Genomic DNA, 17,679 nt, shown 5'->3' on the forward strand with positions numbered 1-17,679 from the left:
TGTGGCGAGGGGATTTAGCGAAGCGTCGCATCGCCCCGCTGGGCTGTGGGAGCAAAGCTTGCTCGCGAAACAGGCGCCTCGGCTCCTGAAAGCCCGCATCGCCTCCATCGCGGGCAAGCCTTGCTCCCACATAGGCCAGCGTTAAAGCGCACACAAACAAAAAGCCCACCTTTCGGTGGGCTTCGTGTTTCAACACTCAGGCATCAAATCAGAACAACTTCATCTTCGGCGCTTCTTCTTTCACCGGTTCGTTCTTGCCCGTCTCGGCGTTCCAGCCACCGCCCAGTGCCTTGTACAGATTGACCTCACTGGTCAGTTGCGCAAGACGGTCAGTGATCAGCGATTGTTGCGCGCTGAACAACTGGCGTTGGGCGTCGAGGAAGGTCAGGTTGCTGTCGACGCCGATGCGGTAGCGACGCTCAGCCAGGCGGTAGTAGTCCTGGTTGGCGGCGACAAAGTCAGTCTGGGCCTGCAACTGTTCGTTGTAGGTCTGGCGCGCGGCCAGGCCGTCGGAGACTTCCTGGAACGCCGTCTGAATCGACTTCTCGTACTGCGCGACGTTGATGTCTTTCTGGATCTTGGCGTAGTCCAGGCTCGCACGCAGGCTACCGGCGTTGAAGATCGGCAGGTTGATTTGCGGCGCGAAGGTCCAGGTGCCCGAACCACCCTTGAACAGGCCGGACAGGTCCGGGCTCAGGGTGCCAGCGTTGGCCGTCAGGCTGATGCTCGGGAAGAACGCGGCCCGTGCGGCGCCGATGTTGGCGTTGGCAGCCAGCAGGTTGCGTTCGGCCTGGAGGATATCCGGACGACGCTGCAGCAGGTCCGACGGCAGCCCGGCCGGCACTTCGCTGAGCAGGTCATCGCTCAGCGGTTGCGAGTTCAGGTTGGCCGGCAGGCCGGTGCCCAGCAGCAGGGTCAGGCTGTTTTCGTCCTGTGCGACCTGGCGGGTGTAGCGGGCCAGTTGCACACGGGCGTTTTCCACGGCGGTGCGGGCCTGGCTCAGGTCCAGGGCCGAGGCCACGCCGACTTCGGCGCTGCGCGAGGTCAGCTTGAAGCTTTGTTCGTAGGCACCGAGGGTTTCCTGGGTCAGCTTGAGCAGTTCCTTGTCGGCTTGCCAGGTCAGGTAGGCATTGGCGACGTTGGCCACCAGGCTGATCTGGGTGCTGCGACGGGCTTCTTCGGTGGCGAAGTAGCTTTGCAGCGCTTGCTCGCTCAGGCTGCGAACCCGACCGAACAGGTCCAGTTCATAGGCGCTGATGCCCAAGGTCGCCGAATACGAACTGCTGATCGCCGCTTCACCGGTTTGCGAAGCCCGTGCCGGTACCCGCTGGCGGCTGCCGGAGCCGGTGGCCGAGACCGCCGGGAACAGGTCCGCGCGCTGGATGCGGTACTGCGCGGCATAGGCATCGATGTTCAGCGCCGCGACACGCAGGTCGCGGTTGTTTTCCAGGGCGACCTGGATCAGCTGTTGCAACGCCGGGTCATGGAAAAACTGTTTCCAGCCTTGCTCGGCGGCGGCCTGGCCGGGCGCATTGGCCGCCTCGTAGGCCGGCCCTTGCGGGTATTGCGCCGCGACCGGTGCTTCGGGCCGCTGATAGTCGGGGATCAGCGAGCAACCGCTGAGCACGACGGCGGCGATGGTCAGGGAGAGTAGCGACTTGCTCATTGGCCAGCCTCTTTGGAAGTTTCAGGAGTGTCGTGCTCGTCGGTGTTTTTTCGACGGCCTATCGACGACACGGTCACGAAGAACAATGGCACCCAGAAGATCGCCAGGATGGTAGCGGTGATCATACCGCCAATCACCACGGTACCGATGGCGTGTTGGCTTCCCGAGCCGGCACCCGTGGAAATGGCCAGTGGCACCACCCCGAGAACGAAGGCCAGGGACGTCATGATGATCGGGCGCAAACGCATGCGGCAGGCCTCAATGGCGGCCTCCTGCAAACTCCTGCCCTGTTCATGCAGGTCTTTGGCGAACTCGACGATCAGAATGGCGTTTTTCGCTGCCAGACCGATGGTGGTCAACAGACCTACCAGGAAGTACACGTCGTTGGAAAGACCACGCAGGCTGGTCGCCATCAACGCACCGACAATCCCGAGTGGCACCACGAGCACGACCGCAATCGGAATCGACCAGCTTTCATACAGCGCCGCCAGACACAGGAACACCATCAGAATGGACAGCGCGAACAACGCTGGTGCCTGAGAGCCTGCCAATCGTTCTTCGTAAGACAGGCCTGTCCAGGAAATACCAACACCGGCTGGCAGCTTCTTGGCCAGTGCTTCGACTTCGGCCATGGCTTCACCGGTGGAGTAACCTGGTGCCGGAGTCCCGAGGATTTCCATGGCTTCCACGCCGTTGTAACGAGCCAGCTTCGGCGATCCGTAGACCCACTCACCCTTGGCGAATGCGGTGAACGGCACCATGGTCCCGGCGCTGTTGCGTACGTACCACTTCTTCAGGTCTTCGGGGCTCATGCGCGCGCCTGGCTGGCCTTGCACGTACACCTTCTTCACCCGACCACGGTCGATGAAGTCGTTCACATAGCTACTGCCCAGGGCAATCGACAGGGTGTTGTTGATGTCCGACAAGGTGATGCCCAGCGCGCTGGCCTTCTCGTCATCGATCTCCAACTGGTATTGCGGTTCGTCGTTCAGGCCGTTCGGACGCACCTGGGCCAGCACCTTGCTCTGGGATGCCATGCCCAGGAACTGGTTACGGGCTTCCATCAACTTGTCATGACCGATACCGGCACGGTCCTGCAGGAATACGTCGAAACCGGTGGCGTTACCCAGTTCCATCACCGCCGGCGGTGCGAAGGCGAACACCATTGCGTCGCGGAAGGTGAAGAAGTGTTGCTGGGCGCGGCCAGCGATCTTGAACACGGAGTTGTCAGCGTTACGCTCTTCCCACGGTTTGAGCATGATGAATGCCAGGCCGGAACTCTGGCCTCGACCGGCGAAGTTGAAGCCGGTCACGGTGAACACCGAGGCCACGCCATCACCTTCACCGCCGTCCTTGCTCGGACGCAGCAGGAACTCCCGCATCTTGTCCACCACCACCTGGGTACGCTCGGCGCTGGACCCGGCCGGTGTCTGCACTTGGGCAAACAGCACGCCCTGGTCTTCTTCCGGGAGGAACGAGGATGGGATGCGCATGAACAGCCAGATCATGCCGGCGAAGATGATCACGTATACCAGCAGATACGGCGCCTTGTTGCGCAGAATATTGCCAACGCCACGTTCGTAGCTCATCACGCTGCGATCGAAGTTGCGGTTGAACCAACCGAAGAATCCGCGTTTTGGTACGCCGTGCTCGCCTTTTGGAATGGCTTTAAGCATGGTGGCGCACAGGGCAGGAGTGAAAATAAGCGCCACCAGTACCGACAGGGCCATGGCCGAGACGATGGTGATGGAAAACTGCTTGTAGATCACACCGGTGGAGCCGCCGAAGAACGCCATCGGCAGCAGTACTGCCGAGAGCACCAGGGCGATACCCACCAGTGCGCCCTGGATCTGCCCCATGGATTTCTTGGTGGCTTCCTTGGGCGACAGGCCTTCTTCGCTCATCACCCGTTCGACGTTTTCCACCACGACGATGGCGTCGTCCACCAGCAAACCGATGGCCAGCACCATGCCGAACATGGTCAAGGTGTTGATGCTGAAACCGAACGCCGCGAGGATCCCGAAGGTCCCCAGCAGTACCACCGGCACGGTCATCGTGGTGATGATGGTGGCGCGGAAATTCTGCAGGAACAGGAACATCACCAGGAACACCAGCGCGACCGCTTCGACCAGGGTTTCAACCACACCCTTGATCGACTCGCTCACTACCGGCGTGGTGTCGTAGGGGAACACCACTTCCAGGCCTTGCGGGAAGAATGGCTTGAGGTTTTCCACGGTCTGGCGCAGGGCCTTGGCCGTATCGAGGGCGTTGGCACCGGTCGCCAGTCGCACCGCCAGGCCGGAGGCCGGGGCGCCGTTGAACTGGGCATTAATGGCGTAGCTCTCACCGCCCAGGCCAACATCCGCCACATCGCCGACGCGCACTTGCGAGCCGTCCGGATTGACCTTGAGCAAAATGGCCTTGAACTGCTCGGCGGTCTGCAGGCGGGTCTTGCCGATGATGGTGGCGTTCAATTGTTGACCGGGCATGGCCGGCAGGCCGCCGAGTTGGCCGGACGAGACCTGGACGTTCTGCGCGGAAATGGCCGTGCTCACATCCACCGGGGTCAGGTTGAAGTTGTTCAACTTGGCCGGGTCGAGCCAGATCCGCATCGCGTATTGGGCACCGAAGACCTGGAAGTCACCAACGCCCTTGGTGCGCGAGATCGGGTCCTGCATGTTGGACACGATGTAGTTGGACAGGTCTTCCCGGGTCATGCTGCCGTCGCGCGACACCACGCCGATCACCATCAGGAAGTTTCTCACTGACTTGGTCACGCGGATGCCCTGTTGCTGCACTTCTTGCGGCAGCAGCGGGGTGGCCAGGTTCAGCTTGTTCTGGACCTGGACCTGCGCGGTATCGGAGTTGGTGCCTTGCTCGAAGGTGGCAGTGATGGTCATGCTGCCGTCGGAGTTACTTTCCGACGATACATAACGCAGGTTGTCGATGCCGTTGAGCTGCTGCTCGATCACCTGCACCACGGTGTCCTGCACGGTTTGCGCGGACGCGCCCGGGTAGGTCACCTGGATCGCAATGGCCGGCGGCGCAATGCTCGGGTACTGGTTGATCGGCAACTTGAGAATCGATAGAGCCCCGACCAGCATGATCACCAGGGCGATCACCCAGGCGAAAATCGGACGGTCGATAAAGAATTTCGACATGGTTTACTCCCCTTTGCCGCCGGCGGCTTTTTCAGCTGCCTGTGCGGGGGCCGGGTTCTTGGTATCGACGTTGGTGGCCTCGGTGGCTTTGACTTCCACGCCCGGGCGTACGAACTGCAACCCTTCGGTGATCAGGCGATCGCCGGCCTTGAGCCCGTCTTCGATCAGCCATTGGCTGCCAACGGTGCGGCTGGCCTTGAGCTGACGCAGTTCGACCTTGTTGTCAGCGCCAACGACCAAGGCGGTCGGCGTACCCTTGAGGTCACGGGTCACGCCTTGCTGCGGGGCGAGGATCGCCGCGCTGTTCACGCCGGCCTGCAGTTGTGCATGGACGAACATGCCCGGCAGCAGGGTGTGGTCAGGGTTGGGGAACACGGCGCGCAAGGTCACCGAACCGGTGGTCTGGTCAACCGACACTTCGGAAAATTCCAGCTTGCCCTCGTGCGGGTACAGGCTGCCATCTTCCAGGGTCAGCTTGACCATGGCGGCGTTATCGCCAGCCTTTTGCAGACGGCCGCTTTCCAGCTCACGGCGCAGTTGCAGCAACTCGACCGAACTCTGTGTCACGTCGACGTAGATCGGGTCCAGTTGCTGGATGGTTGCCAGGGCATCGGCCTGACCATTGCTCACCAACGCGCCCTCGGTCACCGAGGAACGACCGATGCGGCCGGAGATCGGCGCGTAGACTTTGGTGTAGCGCACATTGATCTGGGCAGTTTGCAGATTGGCTTCCGACTCCAGGCGGTTGGCCACGGCGGTGTCGTATTCCTGACGGCTCACCGCCTGTTCGTCCACCAGTTGCTTGTAGCGATCGGCAATCGACTTGGTGGAACGCAGGTTGGCCTCGGCGCTCTTGAGAGTCGCTTCATAGACGGCTGGGTCGATCTGGTACAGCTGCTGGCCGGCCTTGACGTCGGCGCCTTCCTTGAACAGGCGCTTGAGAATGATGCCGTTGACCTGTGGCCGCACTTCCGCGACGCGGAACGCGCTGGTGCGCCCCGGAAGCTCCGACGTCAGGGTGAAAGGCTGGGTCTTGAGGGTTACGACGCCGACCTGAGGAGGCGGAGGAGCAGGTGCAGCCTCTTCCTTTTTGCATCCGCTGAGCAGCGATGCCAGGGCGATGGCAGTAACCAGGGCAGTAACAGCTGGCTTGAATTGCATGGAAATCCTCGGGTCCAGGCGCGCAACTGGCGCACTCGAAAGGTGGAAAGGTAAAAAGGCGCACTATTTCAATTAGTAGGATGCTAAGAAATATACTTACGTACATGGTTGTTTGTAAACAGCCAAATTGCGTAACATCCGGATTTACAAAAGCCTGACAAAGGCCAGCGTAGATCGGGGACGCGTTCCAAGAGACGTCGCCTCATATTTTGTTCCGTTGATTCTTACGCATTGCTGACGTGTTGCTGTCGCGTTGCTGACGCATCCTGATTGAGGTGTTTACTGCCATGGTCCGTCGTACCAAAGAGGAAGCCCTGGAGACTCGCAGCCAGATACTCGAAGCCGCCGAAAAGGCGTTTTTCGAGCGAGGCGTGGCGCGTACGACCCTGGCCGACATCGCGACACTGGCCGGAGTGACGCGCGGCGCCATCTATTGGCATTTCAGCAACAAGGCGGACCTGCTCCAGGCCATGCTCGATACCCTGCACGAGCCGCTCGATGAGTTGGCCCGTGCCAGTGAGAATGAGGAGGAGCTTGACCCGCTGGGCTGTATTCGCAAGCTGCTGGTCCGGTTGTTCCAGCAAGTGGCCCTGGACCCGAAAACCCGGCGCATTAATGAGATCCTGTTCCATAAGTGTGAATTCACCGATGAAATGTGCGATTTGCGCCAGCAGCGACGCGAGGTCAGCCTCGACTGCAATGTGCGCATCGCCCTGTCGTTGCGCAATGCGATGAAACGCGGCCAGTTGCCGGATGATCTGGATCCCGAAAGGGCGGCAGTTGCCATTCATGCCTACATCGACGGCATCTTGTACCAATGGCTACTGGCCCCCGACAGCTTCGCCCTGGCGGCTGAGGCCGAGCGCTGGGTGGAGATCGGGCTGGACATGCTGCACTTGAGCCCCAGCCTGCGCAAATGAAACAAAACGCGTAATTGCGTCGGTTTGTGTCAATACGTCCGCGTAAGGATGCTTTTATAAACCGACACTGGCGCGGTTGGTAGGCAATTGGCGGCGAATTTTGTAGGAAATTTGTTTCGCGCGGGTGAATGTGCAGGAAGAATCCGCTCGGCAAGGTCATCCGACCGGGCCGCCAGATGCCTCGCCAGACGGCCCTGGCGAGGCTGTAATACTGTTCTTAAGAAAAACTATGAACCTGTGGCGAGGGAGCTTGCTCCCGCTTGAGTGCGAAGCGCTCACAAGAAAGGGCTGCTACGCAGCCCAGCGGGAGCAAGCTCCCTCGCCACAAGGATTCAGGCAAGCCTTAAGTGAACAGCATTACGGGCGAGGCCGAATTGTTTAGCTCAGCGTGAGTTCCACAGTAAAACCATAGGGCTCTTCACTGGCGGTGCGAGTGATTCGAGTCGTGCATTGGATCGGGCTTGTTCCAATAGAAGTCAATATGTGGGTCCGGACGGGTGTCAGCGTCGGTGAAATAACACCGAAGGATGTATTGACGCGCAAACCAAAGTCAAAGCGAAAGCCAAACTCTTTATCGCCGAATACAATGAAGTGTTTGAATATCTCCCTACTGGGACTGCCCAGGCGTCGGGTATAAGCGAAGTCGAACTTCCAGGTTTGGATATCCCAGGGAAGAATCAGTGTGGGGTGTTGCTCGTGCGCATTCAACGGCAAGTTGTGTTCGCCGACTTCAAAATCCAAATCGGTATGATTGATCAACTTTACGATGAGACGGGTACGGTTTGGGTTGATGCGCTCCTGTTCCCAGGCTTGAACCTGCTCGTTGACCTTGTCGTTCAGGTTCGCTTTCTCTATCAGTGCCGTGAGCATCGGCATGTATTCTTGCGTATCGAGTGACTTGAGGTATTGGTACAACACGGCCAACGGTGCCCAACTGAATTGAGAGGCGATGAGTTCATAAATGCCATTGTTGGTCTGTTGACTGTTTTCAGGGGAGGCGTTCATTTGAAATCCTTTTCAAAGAGAGTGACTGCAAGCAAGACGTTTTGTCTTGTTGCTGGCGATAATAGGAAGGGTTGAACGGCTTTTAGAAGTTTGGATGTTTGACTGGATATTTAGCGCACATAAAAAAGCCCTGGCTCTTTCGAGGCAGGGCTTTTGTTTTTTACGACTTAGAGTACGGGGTAATCGATATAGCCCACCGGACCCTTGCCATAGAAGGTCTGCGGATGCGCTTCGTTCAGCGGTGCATCGGCTTGCAAGCGTGCTGGCAGGTCCGGGTTGGCAATGAACGGCACACCGAAGGCCACGGCATCGGCCTTGCCCTCGGCCAGCCAGGCATTGGCGCTGTCCTTGGTGAAGCGTTCATTGGCGATGTACGGGCCGCCGAAAGCCTGCTTGAGTTGCGGGCCGATGCTGTCGTCGCCTTCCTTCTCACGGGAGCAGATGAAGGCGATGCCACGCTTGCCCAGCTCGCGAGCCACGTAGCTGAAGGTTTCCAGGCGGTTCTCGTCACCCATGTCATGGGAGTCGGCGCGCGGTGCCAGGTGCACGCCAACCCGGCCGGCGCCCCAGACTTCAATGGCCGCGTCGGTCACTTCCAACAGCAGGCGGGCACGGTTTTCCAGGGAGCCGCCGTAGCTGTCGGTGCGCTGGTTGGTGCTGCTTTGCAGGAACTGGTCGAGCAGGTAGCCGTTGGCGCCGTGGATTTCCACGCCGTCGAAACCGGCAGCCTTGGCGTTCTCGGCACCGACTCGGTAGGCGTCGACGATGTCGGCGATTTCAGCGGTTTCCAGTGCGCGTGGGGTCGGGTAGTCGGCCAGCGGACGCACCAGGCTCACGTGGCCCTTGGGCTGGATCGCGCTGGGTGCCACCGGGGTTTCGCCGTTCAGGTACGACGGGTGGGAGATCCGGCCCACGTGCCACAGTTGCAGGAAGATCTTGCCGCCAGCGCCGTGGATCGCCTTGGTGACGTTGGACCAGCCGCGCACCTGGTCGTTGGACCAGATGCCCGGGGTGTCCGGATAGCCCACGCCCATCGGCGTGACCGAAGTTGCTTCGCTGAGGATCAGGCCGGCGGAGGCGCGTTGCACGTAGTACTCGGCCATCAGCGCGTTGGGCACGCGACCTGCGTCGGCGCGGCAGCGGGTGAGCGGGGCCATGATGATGCGGTTTTTCAACTCGATGTCGCCGAGTTTGATGGGGTCGAAAATAGTCGCCATGAAAACAACCTCGAAAGTGGAAGGGGTTAAAAGTCAGTGAGTCGCCGGGGCCAGGTCGGCATTGCCGCCCTGGCGGAAAGTGATCAGGGTGACCAGCAGCGCCAGCACGGCCAACGCGCCGGCGGCCAGCGGCACGGAGGTCAGGCCCAGGCCATGGTCGATGACACTGCCGCCGACCCAGGCGCCCAGGGCGTTGCCGATGTTGAAGGCGCCGATGTTCAGGGTGGAGACCAGGTTGGGCGCATCTTTGCCGAAGGTCACCACGTTGACTTGCAGGGCCGGCACGGCGGCGAAGCAGGCGGTGGCCCAGAGGAACAGGGTGATTTCGCTGGGGATCAGCGCCACGCTGGTCCAGCTCAATACGGTGGACACCACGGCCATGGTGAGGAAGACGCCCATCAGCGTGTTCGCCAGGCTCTTGTCCGCCAGCTTGCCGCCGATGATGTTGCCCAGGGTCAGGCCCAGGCCGATCAGCACCAGGGTCCAGGTCACGCCGCGGGGCGATACGCCGGTCACTTCACCCAACAGCGGGGCGACATAGGTGAACAGGGTGAACACCGAGGCGGAGAACAGCGCGGTCATGCTCAGGGACAGCCACAGGCCGGCCCCCTTGAGCGCCATCAGTTCCGAGCGCATATCGAGCGTTTCTTCATCGCGCTTGGCCGGCAGGAAGCGGATCAGGCCGATCAGCGCAATTACGCCAATGACAGTCACTGCCCAAAAGGTCGAACGCCAGCCGGCTTCCTGGCCCAGTGCGGTGCCCAGCGGTACGCCGAGTACGTTGGCCAGGGTCAGGCCGGTGAACATCAAGGCCACGGCTGAAGCGCGCTTGTTGGGCGCCACCAGACCGGCAGCCACCACCGAACCGATACCGAAGAACGCGCCGTGGCACAGGGCCGTGACGACCCGGGCAAACATCAGCACGTTGTAGTCGCTGGCAATGGCGCAGAGCAGGTTGCCGACGATGAAAATCCCCATCAACACCACGAGGGCGGCCTTGCGCGGCAGTCGCGCAGTGGCCAGGGCCATGAACGGCGCACCGATGGCCACGCCCAGGGCGTAGCCGGTCACCAGCCAGCCGGCGCCAGGAATCGACACGCCCAGGTCGGCCGCCACGTCGGGCAACAGGCCCATGATGACGAACTCGGTGGTGCCGATGGCGAAGGCGCTCAGGGCCAGGATCAGGAGTGAGAGGGGCATGATGAGGTCCTTGTCAGGTCAGAGCTCTTGGCTCATTTGCTTGAGGAACTGCTGGATCACTTCCTCGTTGCGCTTGAAGAAGTGCCATTGACCGACCTTCTGGCTGGTGATCAGCCCCGCCCGTTGCAACACCGCCAAATGCGCAGACACCGTCGATTGCGACAGGCCGCAACGCTGGTCGATCTGTCCGGCGCAAATGCCGAATTCGTGGTTGTGCAACTGTTCCGGGAACTGGACCTTGGGGTCTTTGAGCCAGTTGAGGATGTCTCGCCGTACTGGGTGCGCCAGGGCTTTTATTATTTCGTCGAGGTCAAGGGTCATGGGTGGCAAGCTCGGGGTTGATAAAACGCTATATCGCGATGGAACGAACCTTAAATCGTTATTTCGCGATATACAAATATGGATTTGATCTGAATGCCGAACAAATCGCTATATCGGGTTATAACGATATTGGCGGGGTGGTGCTAAGCTGCGGGCCATGAACTATCTCGCGCACCTGCACCTCGGCGGCCCTGGCCGGGAACAACTGCTCGGCAGTCTCTATGGCGATTTCGTCAAGGGACCGCTGCAAGGGCTCTACGACCCACGGATCGAAGCGGCGATTGCCCTGCATCGGCGCATTGACATGTACACCGACCGCCATCCCTTGGTGGACATCGCCCTGTCGCGCTTTTCCACGGTGCGACGGCGCTATGCCGGAATCGTGCTCGACGTGTTTTTCGACCACTGCCTGGCCCGGGACTGGGCGTTGTACGGCGAAGGGCCGCTGGTGGATTTCACGGCCCGGGTGTACCAGGTGCTCGGCACCGAACCGCAGTTGCCGGGGCGCCTGGCGCACATCGCACCGCATATGGCGGCGGATGACTGGCTGGGGTCTTATCAGGAGTTCGAGGTGCTTGGGCAGGTGCTGCGCGGCATTTCCCGCCGGCTGTCCCGGCCCGAGGAACTGGCCGGGGCGATGCCGGAGCTGATCAGGCTCTATGAGCCGTTGAACGAGGATTTTCGGTTGTTCTACCCACAGCTGCAGGATTTTGCTCAAAACCAAGTCACGCCGCAGGACTAATTGTGGGAGCGAGCTTGCTCGCGATAGCGGAGTATCAGCCAGCGCATCTGCTGAATGTTAAGCCGCTATCGCGAGCAAGCTCGCTCCCACAAGGGGGGCTGCGCTGAGATCGGATCAGGCCGCAATCGCAGCAGGTCGCATCGGCGCTTGCTGTTTCTCTGGAAGCACCCCGAACAATGCCTTGTGCACCGCCTGTTGCGCCTGGAATGCCAGTGCCGCGCGTTCCTGGCCGTGGCAGGCAATCGGTTCCAGCAGATGGATTTCCACCTCACCCCGATCATTGGCAAACAAGCGCATCAGGTGCGACAGCAAATCATCATCGCCAATGAACGGTGCCAGCGAATCCGGTTCACCGTTGCGCAGGTAACGGATCGCCACCGGCTGCAGCGCGACATCGGCGTCGATGGCCGCTGACAGCAGGCGACCGTGGAAGGTGCGCAAGGTCTGGCCATCGGTGGTGGTCCCTTCGGGGAACATCAACAGCGAATGGGCCTGTTCCAGATGGCGGCTCATCTGCTTGCGGATCAATTGGCTGTCACCCGAACCGCGCCGGATAAACAGGCTGCCGGCCTTGGCTGCCAGCCATCCGGCCACCGGCCAGGTGCGCACTTCGGCCTTGGACAGGAACGACAGTGGCGTGAGCATCCCCAGCAACGGGATGTCGGTCCAGGACACATGGTTGCTGACCCACAGCATCGGCCGTTGCGGCAGGTGACCGTGGACGGTGACTGAAAAGGGCAGGGCACGGCTCAGCCGTGCCATGAAGAACCGCGACCAGCGCTGGCGGCGGACCATCGAGTTGGCGATCCCCAGGCGTTCGAACAGACCGAAGACACTGGCCATGCTCAGGCCCAGCGCCACCACCAGCAATACTCGCGCGATTCGCGCGTACACCCGCAGCCGGCTCATCAGACCGCTGCCTTGAAGTGGCGGGCGTAGCGCGGGCAGAGCTCGTCGCGCTTGAGCAGGATGAACACGTCGGCCACCTGGAAATCCTCGTCCCAGCACGGCTCGCCGCAAATCTTCGCGCCCAGGCGCATGTAGGCCTTGAGCAGCGGTGGCATCTCGGCGATGACGTTGGACGGCACGTCCAGGGTCGGCAAGGGTTTTTTCGGTACGGCTTGCAGGTGTTCGGTGCACAGGTAGCGTTCGCGCAGGCGCTGCATGATCGCCTGGGCCTGGATCCCGCCGTCCTGCATCGGAATGCTCGCGCAGCCCATCAGGTAGCTGTAGCCGCCTTCGTTCAGGACTTCGGCCAGCTCGCCCCAGAGCACCGCGATGGTGCCACCGTTGCGATAGGCCGGGTCGACGCAGGTACGGCCGATTTCCAGGATCGGGCCCTTGAGATGGACCAGGCCGTGGAGGCTGAATTCTTCTTCGCTGTAGAACCGACCCAGGCTGCTGGCGGCCTGGTGGTCGAGCAGGCGAGTGGTTGCCACGAGGCGGCCGGTGTTCAGGTCGCGTACGCCGATGTGGGCGCAGTGAACATCATAGTCATCCATGTCCAGACCCATTTCCGCGCCCTTGAGCTTGGCGTTGAATTCGCCGCTGAAGACGTTGAAACGCAGGGCCTGTGCTTCTTGCAAGGCTTGGGCGCCGATCAGGCGTTCGGCTTGCAGGCGGCGTTCATTGCCGGTGTCGCTGATGCGGGCGATCTGGGTCATAGCGAATCTCCGTGCGGGCTGTTCAGTTGCAGCCAATCGACTTTCTTTATGCAGCCATGTTGTGCAAAGTCAGGCTATGTAGCCCCGGTGTCATCGCCATGAAGCTTTGGTGATGCTTATATGACAGCCCTCGAGGAGCTCCCCATGCCCTGGCACACCCTGATCGAACGCGGCGAGCGCCTGCCCGCCCATCCGGACCTGGCCGAAGGTTATGCCGCGTTGTTGCAACGCCTGGGGCCGGTGACGCCGTTCGAGCTGGCCGTAACCGGAGCGCGGTTGATGGCGACACCGGGGCTGGCGTTCCTGGTGGGGTATCAGGCGGCGCTGCGGGTGCTTTGGCCCAGTGCGCCGCAGAGCCTCGGCGCCTTGTGTGCCACCGAACAGCGCAGCCTGCGCCCGGCGGACATGCAAACCCGCCTCGACGACTTGCGCCTGAGCGGACGCAAGGATTTCGTCACCGCGGGCGATGCCGCCGAGTGGCTGTTGATTGCCGCTCGCTGCGAAGCACCCGGTGAAACGCCACGGCTGAACCTGGCAGTGGCCTATGCGGGCGAGCCCGGCGTGACCCTGGAAAAACTCCCCGCCATTGCCCTGATGCCGGACATCAGCCATGGCCGCGTGCTGCTCGACGGCGCGTTGTGCGAGTTGCTGGCAGGCGACGGTTGGGACGCCTACGTCAAACCGTTCCGCACCCTGGAAGACCTTTATGTGCTCAGCGCGATGACTGCCTGGTTGTATGGCGTCGGGCAGGAATGTGCCTGGCCCCAGGCGTTGCAATTGCGCCTGCTGGCGTTGCTCGCCGGCTGCGCGCAGGTGAGTCGGCATAACCCGTCCAGCGCTGCCGGGCACGTGCTGCTGGGCGGGTTGTTCGCTCAGTTCCAGGGGCTCGACGGCGAACTCAACGTTGCCCTGGCCGCCGGACCTGCGGCGTGGCGCGAGATGTGGACACGGGATAAAGGGGTGATGGAGATTGGAGCGGGGGCGCGGGCCAAGCGGCTGGCCAAGGCGTTGGGCTAGTCCCTCAAGCGACTGCCCCCTGTGGGAGCGAGCTTGCTCGCGATAGCGGAGTGTCAGCTAAGCATATGGCGACTGACAAACCGCCATCGCGAGCAAGCTCGCTCCCACAGGGGAGCACACAAGCCTCGAAACTGTCATCAAGTCTGAATAGGCTCTGAAGGTTCAATCCTGCGAGCCCCGAGCATGTCCAAAGGCTGGTTCCTGATCCCGCTGCTGTTGCTCAACCTGAGCGCCCACGCCGAAGACTGGCCCGGCGAGCAATGGCCAAGTGGCCCGACCCCGAGCGGGCCGGCCATCGAAGCCTTGGAGCGATACGCCTTCCCGCCCCGGGACGATGCGAGCCGCGAAGGCATCCGCACCGATGCGCTGCTGGTGATCCAGGACGGTCGGCTGGTCTACGAACGCTACGCCGGGCCGACCACTGCCCAGACCCCGCACCTGACCTGGTCCATCAGCAAAAGCCTGCTGGCGACGGTGTTTGGCGTGGCCTACGGGGAAAAGCTGTTTGGCCTGCAAGACCCGGCCGCCAAGTACTACCCACCACTGAGCCGGCACCCGGGCCTGACCCTGGCCGATCTTTTCCACTGGGCCTCGGGCCTGGATTGGCAGGAAGACTACGAATACGCGCCGCTCAACTCTTCGGTGGTGGCGATGCTCTATACCCGCGGGCGTCATGACATGGCGGCGTTCACTGCGCAGCATGAAAGCGCCAGCCCGCCGGGGCAGGCGTTCCGTTATTCCAGCGGTGACAGCAACTTGCTGGCGGCGGCCTTGAAAACCATCGTCGGCCCGGTGCGCTACCCCGACTTCCCCTGGACGGCCTTGTTCGAGCCCCTCGGTATCCGCCACGCCATCTGGGAAACCGACGCCAGCGGCACGTTCGTGGGATCGTCCTATGCCTACCTCACCGCGCGAGACCTGGCGCGTGTCGGGTTGTTGATGCAACGGGACGGTCGCTGGGGCGAACGGCAACTGCTACCCAAGGCATGGGTCGCGTTCAATCGCCAACCTTTTGCCCACTTCCAGGCCGGCCAGGACGAAGCCGTGCCCGGCGGGCATTGGTGGCTCAACCGCGCCGCCGATCCGGCAATCCAGCCTTGGCCCGATGCGCCGCCGGATACCTTTGCCGCGTTGGGTCATTGGGGCCAGGCGTTGTACGTCATCCCCAGCGCCAAACTGGTGATCGTGCGCTACGGCGACGACCGCGACGGCAGCTATCGCCATAACGAACTGCTCAAGCGCGCCATGGAGGCGTTCACCGGGACGGTGCAGCCATGAAGCGCAGAGTGTTGCTTACCCTGTTGTCGATGCTGCTCATCGCCCTGTTCACTTGGGTCTGGCTGGAGCGGGTGGCATTGCGGGCCTTCCCCGACATCATCAGCGCCTACACCGCCAAGGAATATTGCTCATGCCGCTATGTGATGGAGCAATCGGCGGACTACTGCCGTGGCTATGTGAAGCAGTCGGTGCCTATCAGCGAATTTCTCGAGACCGCTGAAGCGAAACGCATCACCGTCAGCGGGTTGGGGCGTAGCAACAGCGCGCGGTGGATGGGGGAGCGGAAGGGGTGTCGGTTGGTGCCCTGAACTAACCGTTGGCAACAAGGCCTGTGGGAGCAAGGCTTGCCCGCGATGGCATCCTTGAGGCCGCCATCGCGGGCAAGCCTTGCTCCCACAGATAAACCCCTTCATCTCAGGTTCTCTGTATTCCTGATCGTTGTTGCAACAGACAGTTTGCAAGCGCCCTCGGCCCGGTTAAGGTTCGCCACAGGTTTATCTGCCCTCCGAGTGTGTATGTTCAAGCGGTTTTTCCCTCACGCTGCCGCCAGCTTGCTGCTGGCCTGCGCCGCGCTGCCAGCCCAGGCCGACTGGTACCTGGACGGCGAGTCGTCGCGGCTGTCGTTTATCAGTAGCAAAAACGGCAATGTTTCCGAGGTCCAGCGTTTCCTGGTGCTGCACGGTCAAGTCCAGCCCGAGGGCTTGGCGCGCCTGGAAGTGGAGCTGGAGTCCGTCAACAGCGGCATTCCCCTGCGCGATGAGCGCATGCGGGCCGAGCTGTTCGAGATCAAGCAGTTTGCCGAAGCCACCGTCACCGCCAAGATCGACCTGGCGCCGATCCAGGACCTGGCCAGCGGCGCGCAGTTGGAATTGCGCCTGCCGCTGACGGTGAACCTGCACGGCAAGCAGCACGAATACAACGTCGAACTGCTAGCGACGCGCCTGGACGAACGCCGCTTCCAAGTGGTGACACTGGAACCGGTGGTGCTCAACGCGGCGGATTTCGATCTGGCACCGGGGCTGGAAAAGCTGCGAAACCTGGCCGGGTTGTCGGCCATCAGCCTCTCGGTGCCGGTGAATGCGGTGCTGATCTTCACGGCGCGCTGACATGAGCGGCCCGGTATTTCCCTGGCGTGAAGGCAATCGCTTCGAGCTGTTGATCGATGGCCCGCAGTTCTTCCCGCGCATGTTGGTGGAAATCGCCCGTGCCCAGGAACAGGTCGAGCTGGAACTCTATCTGGTGGAGGCGGGCACATGCGCCGAGGCGATGGTCCAGGCGCTGGTGCAGGCCGCCGAGCGTGGCGTTCGCGTGCGGTGCCTGTTCGATGACTACGGCAGCCTGGCGTTTACCCTGGCCCTGCGCAAGCGTCTGACCGAGGCCGGGGTGGAGTTGCGTTTCTACAATCGCCTGAGCTGGCGTCGCTGGGTGCGCAACCTTTACCGGGATCACCGCAAGCTGCTGTTGGTGGACCAACGCCTGGCCGTGGTCGGCGGCACCGGGGTGACCGATGAATTCTGGAACCCCCTCGACGACCGCAGTGAGTGGCACGAAGTGATGGTGGAAATCGTCGGCCCGCTGGTGCTCGACTGGCAGTTGCTGTTCGACCGCCAGTGGCTCGCCAACCGCCATCGGCGAGCCTGGAAACCGGCGTCCAACTTCGGTTTGCCGCGCCTGCCGCGCGTACCGCCAGTGGGCGAGGGCATGGGCCGGGTGGCGTATGCCGACGCCCGCCAGCATCGCGACATCCTGCAATCGCTGTCGCGGGCATTGAACAGCGGCCAGAAACGCATCTGGATGGCGACGCCGTATTTCCTGCCGACCTGGAACGTGCGCCGTTCCTTGCGCAAGGCCGCCGCCCGCGGCATCGATGTGCGCCTGCTGCTGACCGGCCCGCGCACCGATCATCCGTCCGTGCGCTACGCCGGGCACCGTTACTACCCGCGATTGCTCAAGGCTGGCGTGCAGATTTTCGAATACCAGCCATGTTTCCTGCACCTGAAGATGGTGCTGGTGGACGACTGGGTCAGCATCGGCTCCTGCAACTTCGATCACTGGAACCTGCGCTTCAACCTGGAAGCCAACCTCGAAGCCCTGGATTCCAGGCTCAGCAGTGCAGTGGCGGCCAGTTTCGAGCGGGACTTCACCCAGAGCCTGCAAGTCAGCCTCGACGCCTGGCAGCGCCGGCCATTGTGGAAGCGCTTCAAGCAGCGGTTGTGGGGGTTGGTGGATCGGGTGGTGGTGAACTTGCTGGATCGACGCGGCTAGCCCGAACACCCAGATACAACTGTGGGAGCGAGCTTGCTCGCGATGGCGGTCTGATATTCAAC

The 17,679-nt window shown here is 61.8% G+C and carries 16 protein-coding genes; 7 read left to right on the plus strand and 9 right to left on the minus strand.

The window, feature by feature from the left end:
- Positions 1-208 precede the first annotated feature (208 nt).
- Genes adeC through QMK47_RS07760 form a run of 3 tightly spaced genes read right to left on the minus strand, consistent with a single transcriptional unit; the run spans position 209 to position 5,988 of the window.
- Positions 209-1,666, minus strand: a complete 1,458-nt coding sequence (gene adeC / locus QMK47_RS07750) for an AdeC/AdeK/OprM family multidrug efflux complex outer membrane factor (protein WP_053119222.1) — start codon at positions 1,664-1,666, stop codon at positions 209-211.
- Positions 1,663-4,827 carry an efflux RND transporter permease subunit EmhB gene (emhB, locus tag QMK47_RS07755; protein ID WP_214512138.1) on the minus strand — a complete coding sequence of 1,055 codons (3,165 nt, stop codon included), beginning with the start codon at positions 4,825-4,827 and terminating at the stop codon, positions 1,663-1,665. Before emhB ends, adeC begins: the two co-directional genes overlap by 4 nt.
- Positions 4,828-4,830: 3 nt before the next feature.
- Positions 4,831-5,988 (minus strand): efflux RND transporter periplasmic adaptor subunit, encoded by a 1,158-nt coding sequence (locus tag QMK47_RS07760; RefSeq protein ID WP_214512137.1) that lies wholly within the window; start codon positions 5,986-5,988, stop codon positions 4,831-4,833.
- Positions 5,989-6,275: 287 nt separating this feature from the next.
- Between QMK47_RS07760 and QMK47_RS07765 the strand changes: the two genes are divergently transcribed.
- Complete coding sequence (locus QMK47_RS07765; RefSeq protein ID WP_214512136.1) at positions 6,276-6,908, plus strand: TetR family transcriptional regulator; 633 nt, start codon at positions 6,276-6,278, stop codon at positions 6,906-6,908.
- Between the two features lie 378 nt (positions 6,909-7,286).
- On the opposite strand, the gene QMK47_RS07770 is transcribed toward QMK47_RS07765, so the two are convergent.
- From QMK47_RS07770 to QMK47_RS07785, 4 genes are all read right to left on the minus strand, one after another.
- Entirely contained in the window at positions 7,287-7,913 is a 627-nt protein-coding gene (locus tag QMK47_RS07770) for a hypothetical protein (protein ID WP_253472137.1), read from the minus strand.
- 167 nt (positions 7,914-8,080) lie between these two features.
- Positions 8,081-9,130 (minus strand): alkene reductase, encoded by a 1,050-nt coding sequence (locus QMK47_RS07775; protein ID WP_214512134.1) that lies wholly within the window; start codon positions 9,128-9,130, stop codon positions 8,081-8,083.
- 33 nt (positions 9,131-9,163) lie between these two features.
- Complete coding sequence (locus QMK47_RS07780) at positions 9,164-10,330, minus strand: MFS transporter (protein ID WP_214512133.1); 1,167 nt, start codon at positions 10,328-10,330, stop codon at positions 9,164-9,166.
- Positions 10,331-10,348: 18 nt separating this feature from the next.
- Entirely contained in the window at positions 10,349-10,651 is a 303-nt protein-coding gene (locus tag QMK47_RS07785) for an ArsR/SmtB family transcription factor (protein WP_003198672.1), read from the minus strand.
- Positions 10,652-10,808: 157 nt separating this feature from the next.
- Here QMK47_RS07785 and QMK47_RS07790 point away from each other — a divergent pair, with 157 nt between their 5' ends.
- Complete coding sequence (locus QMK47_RS07790; protein WP_258690517.1) at positions 10,809-11,393, plus strand: ACP phosphodiesterase; 585 nt, start codon at positions 10,809-10,811, stop codon at positions 11,391-11,393.
- Between the two features lie 114 nt (positions 11,394-11,507).
- Here QMK47_RS07790 and QMK47_RS07795 read toward each other — a convergent pair whose 3' ends face one another.
- Both QMK47_RS07795 and olsB read right to left on the minus strand, forming a co-directional pair.
- On the minus strand, positions 11,508-12,302 hold the full coding sequence (locus QMK47_RS07795; RefSeq protein ID WP_253472143.1) for a lysophospholipid acyltransferase family protein: 795 nt from the start codon (positions 12,300-12,302) through the stop codon (positions 11,508-11,510).
- On the minus strand, positions 12,302-13,057 hold the full coding sequence (olsB, locus tag QMK47_RS07800) for an L-ornithine N(alpha)-acyltransferase (protein WP_003198679.1): 756 nt from the start codon (positions 13,055-13,057) through the stop codon (positions 12,302-12,304). Before olsB ends, QMK47_RS07795 begins: the two co-directional genes overlap by 1 nt.
- Before the next feature lie 144 nt (positions 13,058-13,201).
- On the opposite strand from olsB, the gene QMK47_RS07805 reads away from it, so the two are divergent.
- The 5 genes from QMK47_RS07805 (at position 13,202) to QMK47_RS07825 (ending at position 17,617) form a co-directional block, all read left to right on the plus strand.
- Entirely contained in the window at positions 13,202-14,074 is an 873-nt protein-coding gene (locus tag QMK47_RS07805) for an acyl-CoA dehydrogenase family protein (protein ID WP_253472145.1), read from the plus strand.
- A gap of 183 nt (positions 14,075-14,257) precedes the next feature.
- Complete coding sequence (locus tag QMK47_RS07810) at positions 14,258-15,352, plus strand: serine hydrolase domain-containing protein (RefSeq protein ID WP_258690518.1); 1,095 nt, start codon at positions 14,258-14,260, stop codon at positions 15,350-15,352.
- Positions 15,349-15,660, plus strand: a complete 312-nt coding sequence (locus QMK47_RS07815; protein ID WP_258690519.1) for an amidase — start codon at positions 15,349-15,351, stop codon at positions 15,658-15,660. Before QMK47_RS07810 ends, QMK47_RS07815 begins: the two co-directional genes overlap by 4 nt.
- A 207-nt stretch (positions 15,661-15,867) precedes the next feature.
- On the plus strand, positions 15,868-16,458 hold the full coding sequence (locus QMK47_RS07820; protein ID WP_214512127.1) for a YceI family protein: 591 nt from the start codon (positions 15,868-15,870) through the stop codon (positions 16,456-16,458).
- A 1-nt stretch (position 16,459) separates the two neighbouring features.
- Positions 16,460-17,617: a phospholipase D-like domain-containing protein gene (locus tag QMK47_RS07825; RefSeq protein WP_258690520.1), complete on the plus strand. Its 1,158-nt coding sequence runs from the start codon at positions 16,460-16,462 to the stop codon at positions 17,615-17,617.
- The last annotated feature ends 62 nt before the right edge of the window (positions 17,618-17,679 follow it).

Origin of the sequence: Pseudomonas sp. P9_35, assembly GCF_034008205.1 — a bacterium.
Classification (GTDB): Bacteria; Pseudomonadota; Gammaproteobacteria; order Pseudomonadales; family Pseudomonadaceae; genus Aquipseudomonas; species Aquipseudomonas kilonensis.

Bases quoted from the DNA above. Each gene is read 5' to 3' on its own strand.
- QMK47_RS07810 (WP_258690518.1), top strand. From the start codon at position 14,258: ATGTCCAAAGGCTGGTTCCTGATCCCGCTGCTGTTGCTCAACCTGAGC.
- QMK47_RS07795 (WP_253472143.1), bottom strand. From the start codon at position 12,302: ATGAGCCGGCTGCGGGTGTACGCGCGAATCGCGCGAGTATTGCTGGTG.
- QMK47_RS07765 (WP_214512136.1), top strand. From the start codon at position 6,276: ATGGTCCGTCGTACCAAAGAGGAAGCCCTGGAGACTCGCAGCCAGATA.
- adeC (WP_053119222.1), bottom strand. From the start codon at position 1,666: ATGAGCAAGTCGCTACTCTCCCTGACCATCGCCGCCGTCGTGCTCAGC.
- QMK47_RS07815 (WP_258690519.1), top strand. From the start codon at position 15,349: ATGAAGCGCAGAGTGTTGCTTACCCTGTTGTCGATGCTGCTCATCGCC.
- emhB (WP_214512138.1), bottom strand. From the start codon at position 4,827: ATGTCGAAATTCTTTATCGACCGTCCGATTTTCGCCTGGGTGATCGCC.
- QMK47_RS07785 (WP_003198672.1), bottom strand. From the start codon at position 10,651: ATGACCCTTGACCTCGACGAAATAATAAAAGCCCTGGCGCACCCAGTA.
- QMK47_RS07805 (WP_253472145.1), top strand. From the start codon at position 13,202: ATGCCCTGGCACACCCTGATCGAACGCGGCGAGCGCCTGCCCGCCCAT.
- QMK47_RS07760 (WP_214512137.1), bottom strand. From the start codon at position 5,988: ATGCAATTCAAGCCAGCTGTTACTGCCCTGGTTACTGCCATCGCCCTG.
- QMK47_RS07790 (WP_258690517.1), top strand. From the start codon at position 10,809: ATGAACTATCTCGCGCACCTGCACCTCGGCGGCCCTGGCCGGGAACAA.
- QMK47_RS07825 (WP_258690520.1), top strand. From the start codon at position 16,460: ATGAGCGGCCCGGTATTTCCCTGGCGTGAAGGCAATCGCTTCGAGCTG.
- QMK47_RS07775 (WP_214512134.1), bottom strand. From the start codon at position 9,130: ATGGCGACTATTTTCGACCCCATCAAACTCGGCGACATCGAGTTGAAA.
- olsB (WP_003198679.1), bottom strand. From the start codon at position 13,057: ATGACCCAGATCGCCCGCATCAGCGACACCGGCAATGAACGCCGCCTG.
- QMK47_RS07820 (WP_214512127.1), top strand. From the start codon at position 15,868: ATGTTCAAGCGGTTTTTCCCTCACGCTGCCGCCAGCTTGCTGCTGGCC.
- QMK47_RS07770 (WP_253472137.1), bottom strand. From the start codon at position 7,913: ATGAACGCCTCCCCTGAAAACAGTCAACAGACCAACAATGGCATTTAT.
- QMK47_RS07780 (WP_214512133.1), bottom strand. From the start codon at position 10,330: ATGCCCCTCTCACTCCTGATCCTGGCCCTGAGCGCCTTCGCCATCGGC.